Raw genomic sequence first — 14362 nt, 5'->3', positions numbered from 1 at the left:
AGCGTTGCTTGCAGAGTGTTGCTTCCAAAGTGTTGCTGGCACATGGTCATTAACCGAGTCGCGGGAAAGAGATGATCTTTGCCGACGGCGGTTAATGACCTTTTGGTAGTTACCAGGTGGGGGTTACCATTTGGCCGGCGCGGTCGGCGCGGCGCGACGAAACCGCGGCCACGACTATTTCGCCAACATTGCCGCGCGGGCGGCGATCGCTTGGCGAACCTGCGCGATGAACTCGTCCGGGTGGTTACGGATGAAGTCCGGGGAGAAGCGGAGAAAGACGTAGCCCATGTTGCCAATGCGCTTCTGTCTGTTGAACTCGCGTTGACGAACGGCTTCGGCGTCGGGGCCTTCGTATTTGACGTTGCCGTCGATCTCGATGATGAGCCAGTTGCCGATAAGGATGTCGGCGAAGTAGCCGTTAATCTCGTACTGGGTGGTGATGGGACCAATGCCGGCCTGAATAAGCAAAGCCCGCGCGAATGACTCGTACGCGGAGTCGGAGTTGTCCACACTGTGGGCGACGCACTCGCGAACGGTTGCGATCCCCTTCAACCGGCCGAGGCGGATCGTTTCCCCCCGGAGCTGCTCAAGCGTATACCCGTTGCGGCGGAGGTAGTCGGCGGCGATAAGCCCCTCGGCGAACGAGTGGTAGCGGGCGATGTCGGCAAACGTGCGAAACGGCGTGGTGGTTGGGTGTCCGTCGATTTCCTCAATCTCGCTGTCCAACAACTGGCTGCGCCGGTAGACGATGTTGCGGCGACTGCCCCGAGACGGGCATTTCGCCCGGGAGCGCAGGGCGAGTTCGACCAGCTCGCTATCGAGCGCGATCACCCACATACCCAGCTTCCGCGCCGCTGAGCGGGAGACGAGGACGGCACCGCGACTGGTCATCGCGGCCGCTTCGACCTCGAGCCACCTGCGTTCGTGGTAGGCAAGCGTTTTCAGCATATCTGTCGGGTACACAATCGACGGATCGAGCCGGGTGTACCCGCCACTCAGTTCGGTAGCCTGCGCGTGCGAGAGTCGCCGCAAATCAACGATGTGGTTGCGGATCTCCTGCTGGCGTTGCGTCGTCATTCCCATGGCCATTTAGACGCGCCGAAACGCCCGACGGTTCCATCACCAGCACGCCAGCCCGGCGCGCCACCGCCCCACCGGCGACGTTGATGGGACCCTGGCCGTGCCAGTCGGTGATTAAGGATTCGATGGCGGCAAGTTGGTCGCGCTGGACGGGCACATCGTTTTCCACAAGCCATGCTGCTAATCGACGCCGCCTCACCGCCCCCGGCTCCGCCAGCAGCTCAGCGCACGAGGAGGTGGGGGTGAGGTCGACGAGAGAGGCGATGAGTTGGTTGTCGGCGGCGATGCGGTCGGCGGCGGCGGCAAGCGCTGGGACGGCATCGCCGCCGATGAGCTCGCTGAGTTGAGGGATGATGGAGGTGCGGATGGCGGGGCGTCGATAAGCAGTGTCTTTATTCATCGGGTCGTGCCACGGCTCGATGCCGAGCTCAGTGCAGGCACCCACGGTGTCGGCGCGGCGGATGGTGAGGAAGGGGCGCACGAGGCGTCCGTCGCGTGGCGCCATGCCGGCGGGGTTGCCGCGCAGCGCGCCGAGGAGGAGCGTTTCGGCCTGGTCGTCGGCGGTGTGGGCGACCCAGACATCGGCGGGCGCAGCGGCGAAGAGGGCTGCGTAACGCGCCTCGCGGGCGGCGGCCTCGACGCCGTCGGGAGAGTCGGCGACGGTCACAGGTACAACGGTGGCAGGGATACCGAAGCGGGTTGCCTGTTCGGAAGCATGCTTTGCGACGTCCGCCGATCCCTCCTGCAGACCGTGATCGACAACCACGGCGGTCGCGTCGATACCCTCGGCGGCTGCGGCGGCGACCAGCGCGAGCGAGTCGGGGCCGCCGGAAAGACCGATGACCACGGGACCGGATCCGGCGAAGGGGCGCACCGCCCGGCGGCACGCGAGGAAGTGGGGCGAGCGGCGCGGCCAGAAGGGGTCCATGCGCTAGTACTCGCGGAGGATGGAGGCCATCTCGTCCATGGCGCGGCGGGCGTCGAGGATGTTGGAACCGTTGGATAGGAAGGCGAACGTGTAGACGTTGCCGCCCACGCTGGTCACGGTGCCGGCGAGACCGGAGGTGTCGTCGAGTGTGCCGGTCTTCGCGCGGACCCAGCCGCGGCCTGGGAGATCGCCGTAGCGGTGGATCAAGGTACCGTCGCCGGCGGCCACGGGCAGGGTGGTGAGAAGGGGGCGGAGGGTGGGGTTGGTGGCGGCGTCGGCAAGAATCGCGTCCAGCAGCGCCGGGGTGATGAGGTTGAGCGTGGACAGGCCGGAGCCGTCCTCGACGACGCAGCCGGTGGTGTCGAAGCCGTGGTTCGCCACGACGGTCAGCGGGTCCGAGCCGGTGGCGAGGCGCACCTCGCGGGCGATGGCCTCGGCGTAGACGTTGTCGGAGTTCTTCATCATTACGTCAAGGCGCGTAATGAGGTCTGGCGACGAAACCTCGGCCACCTGCTCGGCGCCCTCGGGAACGGCGGCGAAGTCGACGTGGGCGGCGCCCACCCGATCAGCCAAAGCCTGGGCCACGTCGAGGGCCGGGGTGTGGGAGCGGGGCACGTCGCCGGTTGCTTCCTCCAAGCCGCGGCCGCCGTTGAGCATCGCCGGCTGCAGGGGTGCTACGAATCCGCCGTCGATGTCGGCCTCGTTCCAGCCGGGCATCATCTCCGGCATGCCGTCCCAGATAGAGGTATCGACGTAGACGGCCTGCGCGCCGGGGATCGCGGCGGCGAGCTCGTCCAGCGCGTCCGCGTCCATCCACACGTCGCCGGAGGCCTTCACATAGACATCGTCGCCGACGCGGTAGGCGGTGGTGGTGAGCGTGTCGGCGGCGCCGAGCTCATACAGCGCCGCGGCGGCGGTGAGCACCTTCGTGGTGGAGGCGGGTCGCAAGGGCACGTCCGCGAGCTGGGTAAAGATCACGTCGCCGGTGGTGGCGTCGGTGATGTGGGCGTGGAAGTCTGCTAGGGCGGGGTTGGTGGAGGCGTTGGACAGGGCGTCGATAAGCAATGCTCTGTCTACTGGAGCTCCTGTAGCTGGTGCCAGCATGGGCGCGGGCTCCGGCATGGCGTAGGCGGGGGCGTGCTCGAGCGCGGAGAGCTGCTCGTGCGCCGCGACGCCGAAGCCCGCTACCCCACCGACAGCCGCCAGCGCGGCGGCGGACACGACCCAAGACCAGACCTTCATCGGGCTAGATCGTAGTACACAACTCCACACAAACCACACAAGAACACATCGGTTCCGGCCTGTTTATACACAACTCCACACAAACCACATAAGAACACACAACTGGGTACAATAACCGCATGACCACGCCGAATAACCCGTTCCGCGCATCTTTGGGATCGAGCCCGCCGTTACTTGTGGGCCGGGACGAGGTCATCGAAGATTTTGCATTGGCCCTACGAGAAGGCCCCGGTGCGCATGAGCGAATATCCCTCCTCGTTGGCGCTCGCGGTGTTGGTAAAACGGTGCTCCTTAACGAATTGGAGGACACGGCTACCCGGCAAGGTTGGCTGGCATTTTCCGAAACCGCCACGGAAGGGTTCGTGGAAAGCCTCAAGCAGCAGGTGGTTCAGTTTCTCGACGCTGAGTTGTCGAAAGCCAAACGCAGTCTGCACGTGGGACCCAGCTTCCTCCGCTACAAGCGGGAAAGTCAAGACTCTGGTTCCACCGGAGACAGCCTCCGAAGCCTCCTCGGACAAGCTTTGGACGTGGTTGCTGAGCGCGATAAATTTAACGGTCAACCAACGGGCATTCTTATCACAATTGATGAGCTCCACTACGTGCACCAACACGAGATCACAGAGTTCGCCACGACGGTCCAGCATCTCGTGCGCGAGAACCGCGAGATTGCGGTTGTTCTCGCGGGAATCCCAACGTCTATCCGACCGTTGTTGGCGAGCCAGGACGGCAGAAACCCGATTACGTTCCTCAGAAGGGCGAACAGGATTGACCTCGGCGCCATTCCCGCCTCAAAAGTGCGCGACGGCCTCGAGGTTCCCGCGGTGGAAGCGGGCAGAACGTGGGACGAGCGGGCGCTCCGGTATGCCGTGGAAGCATCCGGCGGTTATCCGTTCATGATCCAGCTCATCGGCAACTTTGCCTGGAGGTTTGCTAACGACGAGGTGATATCGCTTGATGCAGCCCAGGAGGGGGTGGCTAAGGCGAGGAAGAAATTGGGTCAACTGGTGCATGAACCCGCGCTAAGCGATCTCTCCAGTGAGGACCGGCGGTTCCTTGCCGCAATGTCACTGGATGACGGGCCTTCCAAGATCACGGACGTAGCCAAGCGTCTCGGCGTGAGCGACCAGCAGGCCTACAACTATCGCGCCCGTCTCTACGAGGCTGACCTTGTAACAACCGACCGAGGCACCGCCGATTTCGTCCTCCCCTTCTTGCGCGAGCACCTGCGTGAACATGTTGTCGCCGATGTGCTCCGGATCGAACCCGAAGATCCGCCCGGACTAGGATGAGTGCCAGTCTCATCCGCACAAGCAAAGGAGCATCATGGCTATCGAGGTCATCATCGAAATCCCGAAGGGTTCGCGCAACAAGTACGAGGTCGACCACGAAACCGGCAAGGTTTTCCTCGACCGCTACCTGTTCACCCCGATGGCGTACCCAGCCGACTACGGCTTCATTGACAACACGCTTGCCGACGATGGCGATCCACTCGACGCACTCGTCATCACCCCCGAGCCGGTGTTCCCGGGCGTGACCGTGATCGCGCGCCCGATCGGCGTGTTCAAGATGACCGACGAGGCCGGCGGCGATGACAAGCTGCTTTGCGTGATCGACGACGTGCGCTACGAGTCCTACCAGGACATTGACGACGTCTCCGACTTTGTCAAGGACGAAATCGAGCACTTCTTTGTGCACTACAAGGACCTCGAGCCGAACAAGGAAGTCACCGGCTCCGGTTGGGGCGGCCGCGAGGAGGCCGAGAAGATCCTTAAGGCATCGCTCGACGCGTTCGAGGCCGCTGGTGAGCAGAACTCCCGCGAGAACCTCGAGGCCGAGAAGGAAGCGAAGACGGAGAACTAGTCTTTGGCCTGTTGCGCCCCGCTTAACGGTTTCTTGTCTTGGGACCGCTAGCGGGGCGCTCTGCGTCTCCGCGCGCTCGTTCGTAGATCTCGGGTGGCAACCGGTCTCCAGTCAACTCACTCGCGCGAACCGCGAGCTTGGCCCACTCCCTGCGCCGTTCTTCAGCGGTCATCTTGGTTGTCATCGTCGACCTCCTTTTCTTCTTCATCATCATGGTGACTTGCTGACGGATCGGAGGGGCTGCGGGTAAACTTTTCACCTAGTACTGCATACGGTACTATCTTCGTTGTGGGAGATAACCTCGCGAAGATCGTGGCGCAAATGAGGCGCTCTCCCGCAAACGTGAGATATGCCGACCTGCAGAAGGTTTGCGATTTCTTCTTTGAGCCCCGTCCCCACTCAGGCTCGTCACACCGTTCGTATAAGACCCCTTGGACAGGGGATCCTCGAGTGAACATTCAGAACGCGAACGGAATGGCCAAGGCTTACCAAGTGCGGCAGGTGTTAAAAGCTATCGACCGGTTGGAGCGAGAGGAGCAGTAAATGAGCACTAAGATTGACCGATACACATTCCAGACCTTTTGGTCTGAAGAGGATGAAGAGTTCGTTGCAACTGTTCTCGAGTTTCCGTCCGTTTCCTGGCTCGCTCCAACCCGAACCGAGGCCGAGGCAGGTCTGACAGACCTTCTTTCCGAGATCGTTGAGGATATGACGTCCAACAATGAGACGATCCCGGAGCCATTGGGCGAGCGGCGTTACTCGGGAAAGTTCAACGTCCGCACTTCCCCATCACTGCACCGTGAACTGGTTATCCGAGCAGCAGCCGAGGGGATCTCGCTGAATGCGCTGGTCAACCAGTGCTTGGCGGCACGTTAGTTCGAACCAGCGCCCGGAATTTCCCCGGGCCAATGCCTGACCGGCTCCGGTTCTTCTTCCTTACGCTTCTTCTTCTGCCGCAGCAGCCACCACGCAAGCAGCAGTACAACTAGCAGCGCGACGCCGACGATCGCCCACATCCACCACTGCACCGGACTGCCGGCCTCATCAAACACCGACGCCTCCTCCGGATCCATCGGAACCCGGTGCGCGTGCACCAAGAGGCGGTGGGTGTTGATGCCGTACGGCGTACACGTGACCAGAGTGAGCAGATCCTCCCCCGGCACCGTCTTCAGACTGTCCGTCTCCTCCGGCAGCACCACCTGGATGTCGTAGACCTCGTACTTCAGCTTCTCGCCGAAGACCGCGAGGTAGATCGCGTCGCCTTCCTCCACGTCGATCAGGTTGTCGAAGAGCGTGGCGTTCGTCAGACCAGTGTGGCCAGTCAGCACCGCGTGCGTATCCGGTCCGCCAACAGGCAGCGACGTACCAAACAGGTGGCCAACAGCCTTGTTCAACACCTCGTCGCTCGTACCGTGCATCACCGGCAGGTTCACCTTGATGGACGGAATGACAATCTGTGCCATCGCCGGCAGACCCGAGAGCTCGCGCAGGTACGCCTGGTACTCCTCATTGCCCGTCGCGTCGCGCGACTGCCACGGGTCAAGGATCGGCCCGCCCCTGCCCGCGCGGTTGTACTCGCGAGCGGCGTCCAGCGCCTGCTGCATGGCGTCCGGGTCCTTCTCCACCGCTTCATCCATCAAGGCGCGGTAATCCTCCGCGACCTTCGTCTGCTGGTAGTTGTTCCACTGCGTCGCCACCACCGGGTACAGCAGCACCGCGAGGCCTAGGAGGATGAGGAGGACGGGCATGAGGTTGCTTTTCGACGCACCCTTCCTCCCCACCCGCTCCGTCCTTACTGTCGCCATCGCTTACGCATCTTAGGCGGACTTCCTACGTGCACCAACCGCGGCGCCCAGGCCGACGATGCTTAGACCGAGCAACGTGATGGGCCACAGGCCGTTGCCACCTGTACGCGGGAGCGTCCCGGAGTGAACGTCTGTCACCGATATCAACTGCAACCCGGCGTTCTCCCCCGTTGAAGATGCAGATACATTCACCAGCTTGTTTGCCCACTTCTGGCTGACGCTGTCATAGAACTGCACTTGGACGCCATCCGCGGTGGCGACAACTCGGAACTTAACGGGTTCGGCCAACAGCGAGTAACCAGCGGGTGCCTTGGTCTCTACCAACTCATACTCGGTGTTAGCTTTTAGCGGGGCATCAACGGTGTTGAATTGGGTCCCGGTCTGAGTCTCCGCCACGGCATCCAGAACCCGTGGCGCTGCAGCGTCCGGACCGGTTTCGCGTAGTTCGAACTGGTACCCACCCGTTGTCGGGTCAATCTCTTCTACGTTTCCGGCCTTGTCCGCACCGAACTTCTGCACTCCAATTTTGAGATCCGTCCGCACGAGGCCACAGGCGTCGTCGGAGTCCGAAAGACGCGGGCGTTTTCCTGCGGAGCGGTCCGGGAAGTACGCGAAGTAAATCTTGCCGGTGTTGTTCAAACCGTAGTCGCTGGTGGAGCAGATTGCCTCAGGATTGAACTCACCGGATTTTGCTGTGTACTTCGCGCTTACAACGAACGTCTTGCTCTCGCCCGGTTTAAGCTCCACCGTCCCAAGGGCAAGCTCTTTGCCGGCTTCATATTCGATTGAACGACCGTCCACCTTGACCGACTTCGGATCAACCGTGATGTTCTTTCCAAACTTCGGTATGTCGGTCACGTCGATACGCCGGGCGACACCGCCATCTGGGTTCCTCACGGTGACGTTGTATGAGACGGTGTCGTCCAACGTCAGCTTTTCGTTGGTGATCTCCTTGCTGATGGAGGGCTCCGGCGGGATGTTCGCGCACGCATAATCAACGTACTCGCCGGGATCACCGGGTACCTCTGCATTGCCGGCGGCCGGGTTCTTCACGGACACCAGCTGCGCCTTGTTATTCAGCCCCTTTCGGTCATCGCCGGGTGTTGACGCACAGACGCTGTCCCGCTGATTCTCGTTGCTAAAGAAGTCGGTCTTCTCGCCGTACGCGACCTGCACGATGTACACGTGCGAGGTGTTCGGGGCGATTTCGAGGTCCCTCGCGAATCCGAACCCAACGAGTTTCCTATTCCCGTCGACGTAGACGGTATACCCGGGAAGTTTAAGGTCCGTCTTGTTTCCCGTGGAGGCGTTCACCACTTCGGCTGAAACAATTCCATGGTGGTCGCTCAGTAGTTCAACCCCGTTGGCAAAGAGCGGCATGTCTCGAAGTGTGTACGTGCCTGGCCCGGTGCCGGTGTTGGACACAACAATGCGGTACTGCAGACCTGTCGAGCGGTCGTCGTGAAGCTTCCCGTCCGCAGTGGTAACCGTCTGCGGGTGCTGCGCGACCGACTTTTCCACGCTCAGCTTCGGCTGGACATCGATGTCGCCGCACGCGTCTACATCCTGGGTTTGGCGGTTCGAAGTTGTCCCCCAGCCGAGGGTTGCCTGGTTGTAGAACCCCTCCTGTGGCGTCCACCGGCGGAAGTCGTTGTTTCCGGTGCTCTCGCACTTCCGGTCTTCGGGCTGTACCTTGTCTAAACCTTTGACGCGGAACTGAATCTCATACTCGAATACACCCTGCTTTGGCACAGTGCCGCTGGCGACCTTCCAGTACGTACCCTGACTGTCGGTTTGTTTGGTCAGAGTAGTAAAGCTCCTGCCCAACCCTGGGTTCCCGCTTGAAGATCCACCCAGGAAGCGCGCCCGCACCTCCTGAATCTCAATACCGGGTGCGAATGCTGTGCGGTCTGTCAGGTCGAAGTTAAGGTCCGAGGACGGATCCCCCTTCACATTGATGCGGAAGGTGACAAGCTGCTCACCCGCCGTGGACGTAGAAACCGGCGTGACGTCGACGAATGTCTTCTCCACCGACGGCTTCTTCGGCGGGTTCGGCACAATCGGAATACATGCCCGGTTATTCGCTTGCCCATCGACATCCGGTGTCATAAAGACTTCGTTGAACATCCCCTTCCCCGGGCCGTCAGAGCCGTCAGCTTCGCATTTCAGCTCGTCTCCCAGCGTCTCGAGAGGTACGAGCGTGCCTTGAGCGTTTTTGCGGGTATAAACACCCTCCACCACCACCGTGTAGCTGGCAATGTCGTTTTTGCTCAGGCTGCGGCTGCCTTCAGCGGCAACCTCAAACTTCCCGTCTTTCAGCTGACGCGGCTCTCCATCAACGGCAACCTTCGTAATTTCGAACCCGTCAGGAAAACCCGGTTCGTCAGTGATGCGCGGGATCCGCGTTTTCGAATCAGAAGTGCCGTTTGCGCGGACTTCGTAGCGCGCGGTCCACGTGTTGTCAGCGTTCACGCTCACCACGCTCTGCGCAGTGCCTTTATGCACCGCCACTGATGGCTGGTTCTGTAGGTGCACTATCAGCTTCCGGTCCTGAGGTAGCTCCGGGAACTTCATATTCGGGCTCGTCATCGGCCCCGTTTCGAGCACCGTATCGTAGCGGAGATTCCGGATCTCGTACCAAGATCCCCGTCCGGAGTAGCCGCCGGTGCTCTTTTGCCCCGTGCCCGGAACAAAGATATAGCCCGCGCGACTATTCGTGTCTTCGGAAATCGAGATATCGGCACGGTTTGCCTTTTTAGAACCTGGCTCTGCGTTGCCGTAGAAGGTGAGGAACCAACGCGAGTCCGGTGTCGCCCGGCGATCATGAATCTTTAGCGGGTTCAATGAATCGTCGGATGTCGAAGCGTTCGGAGACAACACGGCCGGCTGCACCGGATCGTCACCGTGGGACCAGTTGATCTCGGAAACGACATTGTCCACATTGATGTCGACATTCCATTTCGTTGCTTGCGACTGGTCGGGCAACTTGCGCCCATTCTCGTCGACGATGGTCTTATCCACCACGATCTCGTTCTGGCACGTTACCTGGCTCGCTGCGGCGCGGAGGGTGGAGGCAAGGCGGTCCCAATCTGTGCCGAAGTAGTCCTCGCCGTACTTCAGACCGGAGATGGCTTCCAGCTGGCCTGAGCCGTCCCAGTTGGAGGCGTCCTCTGCCGAGCCAACACCAATGGAAACGACGCGTGTGCCCTTCTCCTTAATCTCGTTGCTTCGGTAAATCGCTGCTTCGATTGCCCGCACGTAGCCTGAACGTCCGTCGTTGAAGTCTCCGCTGCCGTTCTTGCCGTACCCGTTGGCGTCGCCATCCGTAATGAAAATAACCTCGTCATACTTCTGGCCACTCTCAATTGCAGACTTCACCGCATTAAGACCGCTATCCCAGTTTGTGCCACTACTGAAGCTCCGCAGAATACTCTTTGCCTGCCCTTCCAGCTTCGTCATGTTCGTATCGACGGAGAGGGGCTCCGGGTAGTTCTGATCCCGTCCAGGCGAAGACTCGTTGAAGTTGAACATAGCGATCTCCGCACCCGTTCCGCGAAGCGACTGCAAGAACCCGTACGTTCCGTAAACCGCGTCGCGATACTTTTGCGGGCTACCATTCTCGTCGATGGACGCGGTTACGTCCATCACCAAGGCAATTTTAGGGCCACCACTTGCCTGACACTTACGCGCCTGAGAAAGGGGCGGGTTGTTGAGAGACTGTGCTGCGGAACCAAACGAGCTCCACTGCGACGCATCGCGGTCGCGGTTAGAGTTGATAGATTTCACGTCCGGTCCGTCGTAACGCTTCGAAGGCGGAATCTCGTAAGAGCGTTCTTGGACGTTCTTTCCACCGGGCTTGACAACACCCCGGCTGGAGTGGGTCGGGTGGGAGTCAACCGGTCCTGGCAGGTATGCCTCGAAACGGTCGTTTGCCGCGCCGTATCTACCCCAGTTGACCTTGTCGATGTGGAAGGTTCCGGGTGCATTGGAGACTTGCTTCACGTAAAACCGCTTGCCCGCGCCCAAATAGCTATCCGGTACGAAAATGTCGCATTCACCCGTTGAATCAGTGACGCAATAGGCCCACGGCTCATCAACCTTGCTACTGGGCCCGTCCCTGAGAGCTACGGCGATATCGTTGCTCGTGTTCCATAGCTCGAACCGGATGCCGGCCGTATACCGGGTGTCGGTACTAGTTCGGGCGTTGTGGTCATCGAAGCTCCCCGCGGTGAACATTGGGACGAACGCTCGTGCAGACACGGTGAGTCGCTGTTCTCCAACTGCTGGATCACGCCGTTCGGTCGCCTCTTCCGGCTCGGCAGGCATCTCTGGGTCACCCGGCTCGTCTGGGTCCGTCGGCTGGGGATTCTCCGTCGGCGGATCCTCCGGCAGATTCTCCGGCTCACAGTTAGATGCGGTAGCGACTACCGGCGCCGCACCGTTTGGTCCGGTTACGGGCAGGTACACCCGCGCAGAGGAGTTTGCACGCAAAGGCACGGGAGTGGTGAAAACTAGGGATACCGATGTGGCATTGCCGTTGGCCGGGCTCACTATAAAGTCGGTGCCCGCGACGTAGGTCTTGCCATCGTGAACGAACCGCCAGTTCAAGCCACTCGGCCCAAATGGCTGTGAGCCGAACTTCGATGGGGAGCCTATCGTCAACTTCTCCAGGTAGCGGGTGCCGTTAAAGCTGCCGAAAGAGAAATCGAGTTGCTGGTTTAACCCGCCGCTCGCGACGGGGTCGGTCGCTCCGTTTGTCCTGCCGCCGCTCGTTGGGATATTGCCCACGACACACTTCGTTTCTGTGGGCGTGGGGGAAGAAGGCTGCTCCGAGCTCGAAGGTGCCGTTGACGTCGGCTCCGTGGAAGGCTGCTCGCTGGTCGGCTTAGTTGTGGGCTCGGAAGTGTCCGGGGTCGGTTCCGGCGACGGGGCTTCAGATGTCGGCTCCGGCGACGGGGCTTCAGATGTCGGCTCCGGCGACGGGGCTTCGGAGGTAGGTTCCGGTTCAGGGGTAGTACACGTCGTGCGCTCGACGGTCGCTCGTACGGAGAAGTTCGCCGCGTTATTGTCGCTGATCGGCACGACGGCGGTAAACGTTCCCGCAGGACCAGCAGTCGTACTCGCCGGCAGCCTGTAGGTCAGCGTCTTGCTGCCTAGTCCCGAAATGTCGGCAAACGGGACCCCAAGCTCGTCACCGTAGTTGTTGTTTTTAAAAGGAACCAGTTCTCCCGCAGAGTTGCGGAAGATGCTGGAGTAGCTCGCGGACTTACCAAATGAGTTCTTGGTGTTACTGAACTCCAACTCAGTAACCGTTTCCCCAGGCGTCAATCCAGAGATAGCGAGCCGTCTCGCAGCCGAGCTTCCGTACTGGATCGAGGAATCCACCTTCAATGTCTTCACCGAAGTCTCCGTAGTGCACTCCTGCGCCTCAGCCCGAGAAACAGCCACCCCAGATACGGACAACCCAGCGATCAGCGCGACCGACATGAAGATGGCGGAAACAACCGCGACGGCGCGGTGAACTGCTGCGCGAGTGGGAGAGCTGACGGCTGCGTCAACTCCGCTCACCGCTTCGCGGCTGTCGGTGTTGCTAAACATCATCTAGAACCTCTCACTCACTAACTTTGCTTCGGTTGTTTGCTGGACTCGTTATCGCGGGAGCGACGGACTAAGAGCACGCCGCCGATGATCAATGCCAAGGCGACGAACAGCGCCCAGATCACGTTGGCGCCGGTGTACGCGAGCGGGCCATCCGGCCGGCCCGGTTTCGACGGGTTCCCAGGTGAACCAGGCGACCCCGGCGTTCCAGGCCCGCCCGGCACCGTGGTGGTAACCGGCGGCCCGCCAGTCACGGTGGTGGTGACGGGAGTCGTCGGTGGCGTCGTTGTCACTGTCGACGTTTCCGGCGGCCAGTTCGGCCATGACGGCGGCGGGACGTTCGGCGGCGTGGTGCTGACGGTAGTGACCGTGGGCGGTGTCTTCGCGCGGCTCTTCACCACGGTGACGGTGTCGGAGTGGGTGGTTTCGCAGTCGGCGTCGAACGTCGGCAAGAGAATCAGGAACGGGTCCGACGTGCGGTAGTCGTGGGTGTCGTCGTCAGGAGCGACCTCCTCCACCACGTACATCGCGGGCTTCAGACCGGCGAACGTGATCGTGCCGTCGGATCCCGTGCGGCCAGACGCAACCTGGGTGAGGCCGAGGTCGCGTGCGTCGTCGAGCGTGAGTTTTTGGGCTTGGGAGAGGCCGGAGGGCGTCGTCAAGCTAAGCCCCTGAACCTCAAAGAGCTTGAACTCGATCCCCTCGACGGACCCGGGCGGGAGCGAACCTTCGTCGTACGGGTTGGCTTGGGTTTTGCGCACGGTAAGCCGGAGCGGCTCGCCGGTGTCGCGCATGAGCGATGCGTCCGTGATCTCGCGGCAAGCGCCGACCACAGGGCGCGTATCAGCGTAAGCGGGAGCTGCGCACGCGCCGACGGCGATTGCGCCGGCAAGCGCCATCGTTACTGTTCGTGAGGCCAAAACTTCCGCTCCTGATCGTTTGTTACTTCCTGCTCGCGCTGCTTGCGGCGTCGTAGCAGCCACAGCGCCAGCAGGGCGAGAATGAGTGCTGCGGCACCGATGATCGCCCACATCCACCACTGGGTCTGGGTCGCAGACTTCTCGAAGACTGTCGTCTCCGCGTCCATCGGCACGCGGTGCGAGTGCACAAGCAGGCGGTGCGAGTTGATGCCGTACGGGGTGCAGGTGACCAGCGTGAGCAGGTCCTCCCCCGCGCGCGCCCTCAGGCTTTCCGTGTCGTCCGGCTCGACCACCTGGATCTCGTCGACTTCGTACTTCAGCTTCTCGCCGGCGACCTGCACGTAGATGCCGTCGCCGACCTCGACGTCCTTGAGGTGGTCGAATAGCGTCGCCGTGGTCAGGCCCGTGTGGCCGGTCAGCACCGCGTGGGTACCCTCGCCGCCGACGGGAAGGTCCGTACCGAAGAGGTGGCCGACGCCCTTCTGCAGCACCTCGTCGGATGTGCCGTGGTAGACGGGCAGATCAATATCGCCGGTCGGCACGATGAGGCGCGCCATCACCGGGAAATTGCTCAGCTCGGCCGTGTAACGGCCGTACTCCGGGTTGTCGGTGCCGATGCGCGTCAGCCACGGGTCCAGAATCGGGCCCTTAGTGTGGGTCTGGTTGTACACCAGCGCCGAGTCGTACACCTTCCGCAGCACATCTTCGGGTTCGCTCTGCTGCATCTTCGCGTACTCGTCGGCCACGCGGTGCTGCTGGATGTTGTTCCACTGCGTCGCTACAACCGGGTACACCAGCACCAGCACGCCGAACAGGATGATGATGACCGGCAGCAGAGCAGACTGCTTCTTCGGCTGCTCAACAACCGTCATGGTCACCACCTATCCAAAGAAAACTTGGGGGAGATCCCGCCCGAAGGCGGTAGTGCA

General features: G+C 61.5%; 12 protein-coding genes. 5 read left to right on the top strand and 7 right to left on the bottom strand.

Features of this window, described 5'->3' with window-relative positions:
- Positions 1 to 174: 174 nt before the first annotated feature.
- From V6D40_RS05660 to dacB, 3 genes are read right to left on the bottom strand one after another with little or no spacing between them, the layout of a single operon-like run.
- A complete protein-coding gene (locus V6D40_RS05660) occupies positions 175 to 1077 on the bottom strand; it encodes a DUF559 domain-containing protein (protein ID WP_334289393.1) in 903 nt (300 codons plus the stop codon).
- Positions 1034 to 2008, bottom strand: a complete 975-nt coding sequence (tilS, locus tag V6D40_RS05655; protein ID WP_334289392.1) for a tRNA lysidine(34) synthetase TilS — start codon at positions 2006 to 2008, stop codon at positions 1034 to 1036. The genes V6D40_RS05660 and tilS overlap by 44 nt, the downstream gene beginning before the upstream one ends.
- Before the next feature lie 3 nt (positions 2009 to 2011).
- Positions 2012 to 3250, bottom strand: coding sequence for a D-alanyl-D-alanine carboxypeptidase/D-alanyl-D-alanine endopeptidase (gene dacB / locus V6D40_RS05650; RefSeq protein ID WP_334289391.1), 1239 nt, complete (start codon positions 3248 to 3250; stop codon positions 2012 to 2014).
- A 119-nt stretch (positions 3251 to 3369) separates the two neighbouring features.
- Between dacB and V6D40_RS05645 the strand changes: the two genes are divergently transcribed.
- From V6D40_RS05645 to V6D40_RS05635, 3 genes are all read left to right on the top strand, one after another.
- Positions 3370 to 4539 carry an ATP-binding protein gene (locus V6D40_RS05645; protein WP_334289390.1) on the top strand — a complete coding sequence of 390 codons (1170 nt, stop codon included), beginning with the start codon at positions 3370 to 3372 and terminating at the stop codon, positions 4537 to 4539.
- Positions 4540 to 4573: 34 nt separating this feature from the next.
- Entirely contained in the window at positions 4574 to 5110 is a 537-nt protein-coding gene (locus V6D40_RS05640; RefSeq protein ID WP_334289389.1) for an inorganic diphosphatase, read from the top strand.
- A 543-nt stretch (positions 5111 to 5653) separates the two neighbouring features.
- Entirely contained in the window at positions 5654 to 5986 is a 333-nt protein-coding gene (locus V6D40_RS05635) for a type II toxin-antitoxin system HicB family antitoxin (protein ID WP_334289388.1), read from the top strand.
- On the opposite strand, the gene V6D40_RS05630 is transcribed toward V6D40_RS05635, so the two are convergent.
- Both V6D40_RS05630 and V6D40_RS05625 read right to left on the bottom strand, forming a co-directional pair.
- Complete coding sequence (locus V6D40_RS05630) at positions 5983 to 6915, bottom strand: class C sortase (protein ID WP_334289387.1); 933 nt, start codon at positions 6913 to 6915, stop codon at positions 5983 to 5985. The two genes, V6D40_RS05635 and V6D40_RS05630, sit on opposite strands and share 4 nt — an antisense overlap.
- Positions 6916 to 6927: 12 nt before the next feature.
- The gene (locus V6D40_RS05625; protein WP_334289386.1) at positions 6928 to 11703 is read right to left on the bottom strand and encodes a SpaA isopeptide-forming pilin-related protein; all 4776 of its coding nucleotides are present in this window, start codon (positions 11701 to 11703) and stop codon (positions 6928 to 6930) included.
- Between the two features lie 16 nt (positions 11704 to 11719).
- On the opposite strand from V6D40_RS05625, the gene V6D40_RS05620 reads away from it, so the two are divergent.
- Positions 11720 to 12052 carry a hypothetical protein gene (locus V6D40_RS05620; RefSeq protein WP_334289385.1) on the top strand — a complete coding sequence of 111 codons (333 nt, stop codon included), beginning with the start codon at positions 11720 to 11722 and terminating at the stop codon, positions 12050 to 12052.
- A 144-nt stretch (positions 12053 to 12196) separates the two neighbouring features.
- Positions 12197 to 12436 (top strand): hypothetical protein, encoded by a 240-nt coding sequence (locus V6D40_RS05615; RefSeq protein WP_334289384.1) that lies wholly within the window; start codon positions 12197 to 12199, stop codon positions 12434 to 12436.
- 97 nt (positions 12437 to 12533) lie between these two features.
- Here V6D40_RS05615 and V6D40_RS05610 read toward each other — a convergent pair whose 3' ends face one another.
- Complete coding sequence (locus tag V6D40_RS05610) at positions 12534 to 13412, bottom strand: SpaA isopeptide-forming pilin-related protein (RefSeq protein ID WP_334289383.1); 879 nt, start codon at positions 13410 to 13412, stop codon at positions 12534 to 12536.
- Between the two features lie 2 nt (positions 13413 to 13414).
- On the bottom strand, positions 13415 to 14305 hold the full coding sequence (locus V6D40_RS05605; protein ID WP_334289382.1) for a class C sortase: 891 nt from the start codon (positions 14303 to 14305) through the stop codon (positions 13415 to 13417).
- Positions 14306 to 14362 lie beyond the last annotated feature (57 nt).

This window comes from Corynebacterium sp. Marseille-Q4381 (assembly GCF_036881695.1).
Lineage (GTDB): Bacteria > Actinomycetota > Actinomycetes > Mycobacteriales > Mycobacteriaceae > Corynebacterium.
This window is presented reverse-complemented; position numbering and strand designations above follow the sequence as displayed.

What these genes read in the sequence shown, in the direction of transcription:
- tilS (WP_334289392.1), bottom strand. Translation starts at nt 2,008, where the DNA reads ATGGACCCCTTCTGGCCGCGCCGCTCGCCCCACTTCCTCGCGTGCCGC.
- V6D40_RS05605 (WP_334289382.1), bottom strand. Translation starts at nt 14,305, where the DNA reads ATGACGGTTGTTGAGCAGCCGAAGAAGCAGTCTGCTCTGCTGCCGGTC.
- V6D40_RS05640 (WP_334289389.1), top strand. Translation starts at nt 4,574, where the DNA reads ATGGCTATCGAGGTCATCATCGAAATCCCGAAGGGTTCGCGCAACAAG.
- V6D40_RS05610 (WP_334289383.1), bottom strand. Translation starts at nt 13,412, where the DNA reads ATGGCGCTTGCCGGCGCAATCGCCGTCGGCGCGTGCGCAGCTCCCGCT.
- V6D40_RS05635 (WP_334289388.1), top strand. Translation starts at nt 5,654, where the DNA reads ATGAGCACTAAGATTGACCGATACACATTCCAGACCTTTTGGTCTGAA.
- V6D40_RS05660 (WP_334289393.1), bottom strand. Translation starts at nt 1,077, where the DNA reads ATGACGACGCAACGCCAGCAGGAGATCCGCAACCACATCGTTGATTTG.
- V6D40_RS05645 (WP_334289390.1), top strand. Translation starts at nt 3,370, where the DNA reads ATGACCACGCCGAATAACCCGTTCCGCGCATCTTTGGGATCGAGCCCG.
- dacB (WP_334289391.1), bottom strand. Translation starts at nt 3,250, where the DNA reads ATGAAGGTCTGGTCTTGGGTCGTGTCCGCCGCCGCGCTGGCGGCTGTC.
- V6D40_RS05630 (WP_334289387.1), bottom strand. Translation starts at nt 6,915, where the DNA reads ATGGCGACAGTAAGGACGGAGCGGGTGGGGAGGAAGGGTGCGTCGAAA.